Here is a 4,151-nt window from a genome sequence, read left to right as displayed (position 1 = left end):
GCACTACCTGTCAGCTATACATTTCCGCCACAACGGCATGTTAGGGACTTGCACCCTCTAGAGCGAAGCGCTGCCAAGCGCACAAAAGACCAAATCGCGGCGCGAACTGGTCTAATTTTTTACAAAACCTTACTTAAAAAGGATATCGTCCGTTCTTCTTTTGGATTCTCGAATAATTCACTTGGGACATTTTCTTCCACAATGAAGCCGCCATCCATGAAAATGACACGGTCGCCCACTTCTCTGGCAAAGCCCATTTCATGGGTCACAACGACCATTGTCATTCCTTCCTTGGCGAGCTGCTTCATTACCTCTAATACCTCACCGACCATTTCCGGGTCAAGGGCAGAAGTGGGTTCATCGAAAAGCATGATTTTTGGCTCCATCGCCAGGGCCCTGGCAATTGCGACACGCTGTTTTTGCCCCCCGGAAAGCGAATCCGGATAAGTATCCGCCTTGTCTTCAAGCCCTACCTTTCTTAAAAGCGCCAACCCTTTCTCCCTTGCTTGTTCCGCAGAAACCTTTCTCACCTTCATCGGCGAGAGCATAATATTTTCAATGACCGTTTTGTGTGGAAACAGATTAAACTGCTGAAAGACCATGCCCACATCCGTCCGCACTTTATTGATATCTGTTTTTTTGTCAGCAAGATCAATACCTTCTATATAAATATGTCCGTCTGTAATCGTTTCCAATAAATTGATGCACCGTAAAAAGGTGGACTTCCCTGACCCGGAAGGACCTATCACCACGACAACCTCCTGCGGCTGGACAGAAACATTAATGTTCTTTAATACTTCATGATGCCCAAATGATTTTTTTAAATTTCTCACCTTGATCATCCGGTCGCGAGCCTCCTCTCCAGTTTAGATAGAAGAAAGCTTAAGCTGAGTGTTAACAGGAGGTAGATTGCTGCTGCGGAAAGATACGGCTCCCAGACCCGAAAATACTGCCCCTGCATGGCTCGTCCCCAATACATGAGCTCTGGAGCTGCAATTAACGCGGCCAGCGACGAATCCTTGATTAACACAATAAACTCATTTCCTAACGGTGGGATCATCCGTTTGAAAGCCTGCGGCAAAATCACATAGCGCATCGCTTGGAGATGATTCATCCCAAGCGACCGTGCCGCCTCCATCTGTCCCCGATCAATCGATTGGATCCCTGCACGGAAAATCTCCGCAATATACGCAGCAGAACAAAACGAAAGAGCTAAAATAGCTGCCACAATGGCATTGGTTTTTCCAAGGAACACCGGCACAACGGCAAAATGAATTAACAATATTTGAACCAAAAAGGGTGTTCCGCGGAAAAAGACGATATACCAGGCAAACGGCTGCGCAAGAAATTTATTTTTCATCATTTTGCCCAGTCCAATTACGAGCCCCAAAATCGTTCCGAACAAAATACTGGCAATGGAAAGACCAATGGTGAGCATTGTCCCTTTTAGAAAAAAAGAACTATATTCAGATACTAAATCAAAACGAAAATCCATAAGCTAATCCTCCTTTATTAAAATTCTTCTCACCCAAAAATTGCGTAACTGCTATTTGTAGAAGAGTTACGCAATTCACCATTATTTGCTTAACAAACTCACATCAGGAGCAACCTTAAACCACTGTTGGTAAATCTTTGCATATTCACCGCTTTCCAGCACTGTTTTGATGGCTTTGTCGAAGTCGGCTTTTAGCTTGCTGCCCTTTGGAAACATCAGTCCATAAAATTCTTTTTCAAAGGCTGCATCATCTTTAATCACGACTACTTTTTCGTTTGAATTATTTTTTACGTATTCTTCGACGACTGTGTTATCAGCAACCACGGCATCCACACCGCCGCCTTTCAATTCCATTATCGCTAAGTTGGTGCTTTCAAATTTTTTCAGGTCGGGACTGTTTTTTCCGATGATGGCTTCAACAGCCTCTTGCCCTGTCGTCCCATTTTGCACAGCTACTTTTTTCCCTTTCAAATCTGCTGCACTTTTAATCGGGCTTCCCTCAGGCACGAGGATTTCATTGGTCGATAAAAAGTAAGGGGTTGAAAAATCATACGTCTGCTTCCGTTCATCGTTAATTGTGATCGCCGAGATACCAAAATCAGCTGTTTTCCCTTTTATTTCAACAAATAAAGGATCCCATCCGGTATTCACGACATTAATTTGATAACCTGCCTCTTTTGCCACAACTTTGATAAAATCAAGATCAAACCCTTTGATATCTCCCTTATCCATGTATTCAAAAGGAGCGTATTCCGCGTTAGTCACAACCTTTAGTGTTTTCTTGTCCTGACTGGCATCGCCGCCTCCGCTGGTGGTCTTGCTGGTACCGCATGCTGATACCATCAACATTAACGCGAACACGATCGATAAAACTTTATACGACTTCATAATGAGCCCCCTTTATATTTAGAAATCCGAAAATTCAGACTTTTATTCAGAGATTGAGCCTTGAACAGCTCAATCTCTTGCTTTAAAACTTAAATCAAAGATGGATCCCTTAAAATAAATTGCGCCAGTTCTTCCATTTGATCCGATATCGCCCGGTCCGATTCAAGCGGCGGGCAGATTTCCCGGATTTTCTCTAAATACGCCCTTGTTGCCGGTGCCAATTCCTTTTCTGCTTTTTCCAAATAAATCGCCTGGGAGGCGCAGATCATTTCAATCGCAATAACCCTGGCAGAATTATGAATGATCTCGCGTGCTTGTCTTGAGGCAATCGTCCCCATGCTTACGTGGTCCTCCTGATTGGCCGAAGTCGGAATCGAGTCCACACTTGCCGGGTGGGCGAGAACTTTATTTTCCGAAACAAGCGATGCTGCAGCATACTGAGCCACCATCAGACCGCATTCCAGCCCCGGATCCACTGCCAAAAATGGTGCCAAGCCGCTCAATTGCGGGTTGACGAGCCGTTCCGTTCTGCGCTCGGAAATATTCGCCCATTCTGCTGCCGCCACCTTTAAAAAGTCCATCGATAAGGCGATTGGCTGACCATGGAAGTGCCCTCCTGAGAGGATTTCACCGCTTTCTAAAACAATTGGGTTATCGGTTGTTGAATTCATTTCCACACTCAAACGCTGATCGACATACTGAATCGCCTGCCAGGAGGCACCATGAACCTGGGGAATACAGCGAATCGAGTAAGCATCCTGTATGCGGATTTCTCCCTGGCGCGTAATACGTTTACTGCCCTCCAGCCAATTCCTCATCCGGGAAGCCACCAATTCCAGCTCCGGATGCGGCCGAACCGCTAAAAGCTCGCTGTCAAAGGCAGAAATCACTCCGGTAAGTGCCTCCATCGTTAAACAGGCTGCCATATCGGCGGCCACACCGACACGTTCTGCTTCATTCAAAGCAAGGGTGCCAACAGCAGACATCGCCTGAGTTCCGTTAATAAGGGCAAGACCCTCCTTTGCTTGAAGGGATACCGGTTTAAGCCCCGCACGTTTTAGAGCTTCTGCACCCAGCAGGATTTCGCCTTTGTATTCGGCTTTCCCCTCTCCGACCAATACAATCGCAATATGAGAAAGCGGAGCTAGATCGCCGCTGGCACCTACCGAACCCTTACAAGGAACAACCGGATGAACCCCATTGTTGATCATGTCGATGAGCAGCTGCAGCGTTTCTACCCTAATTCCCGAGAAGCCTTTGGCAAGGGAATTGGCTCTCAGTGTCATCATCGCTCTGACAACGGGGATGGGCAGCGGTTCGCCGACACCGACAGCGTCGGCACGCAATAAATTCAACTGTAATTTCGCATTATCTTCCCGGTCAATTTCGATATCGCTGAGTTTTCCGAACCCGGTATTCACACCATAAACGACTTTCCCATCATTGATTTGTTTTTCCACACGCTTGCGGCTTTCCCGCACCCGCAGCCAGTTATGCTCCGGTATGTCTACTTTCGCCTCGCCCTTTGCGACGCTTTCCACTTTATAACGGTCCAGGGTCAAGCCGTCTAATTCTACTAATTTCAACTCTACCATTTCTTTGCTGCTCATGATTTCCCACTCCTATGAAGGTTTTATCGACTTTATAAAACATTATAAAGCTCTTAAATTACTCTGTTAAACTTATTGGTTGATTTGTGCTCCAGGCGCGAGCGGTTCGCGGGCGTGCCGGGGAGCCTCCTCGGCGCTTTAGCGCCTCCGGGGTCTCC

4 protein-coding genes are annotated in these 4,151 nt (G+C 46.6%); all 4 read right to left on the bottom strand.

Going from position 1 to position 4,151, the window contains the following annotated elements; translation table 11 throughout:
- Positions 1 to 119 precede the first annotated feature (119 nt).
- Positions 120 to 842 (bottom strand): amino acid ABC transporter ATP-binding protein, encoded by a 723-nt coding sequence (locus ACIFOT_RS32515; protein WP_430073147.1) that lies wholly within the window; start codon positions 840 to 842, stop codon positions 120 to 122.
- Positions 839 to 1,495, bottom strand: a complete 657-nt coding sequence (locus ACIFOT_RS32510; protein ID WP_430073144.1) for an amino acid ABC transporter permease — start codon at positions 1,493 to 1,495, stop codon at positions 839 to 841. Before ACIFOT_RS32510 ends, ACIFOT_RS32515 begins: the two co-directional genes overlap by 4 nt.
- An 81-nt stretch (positions 1,496 to 1,576) precedes the next feature.
- Positions 1,577 to 2,383 (bottom strand): transporter substrate-binding domain-containing protein, encoded by an 807-nt coding sequence (locus tag ACIFOT_RS32505; protein WP_430073141.1) that lies wholly within the window; start codon positions 2,381 to 2,383, stop codon positions 1,577 to 1,579.
- Positions 2,384 to 2,472: 89 nt separating this feature from the next.
- Positions 2,473 to 3,978, bottom strand: coding sequence for a histidine ammonia-lyase (hutH, locus tag ACIFOT_RS32500; RefSeq protein WP_430073150.1), 1,506 nt, complete (start codon positions 3,976 to 3,978; stop codon positions 2,473 to 2,475).
- Positions 3,979 to 4,151 lie beyond the last annotated feature (173 nt).

The sequence above is a fragment of the Neobacillus sp. NRS-1170 genome (assembly GCF_050468025.1).
This window is presented reverse-complemented; position numbering and strand designations above follow the sequence as displayed.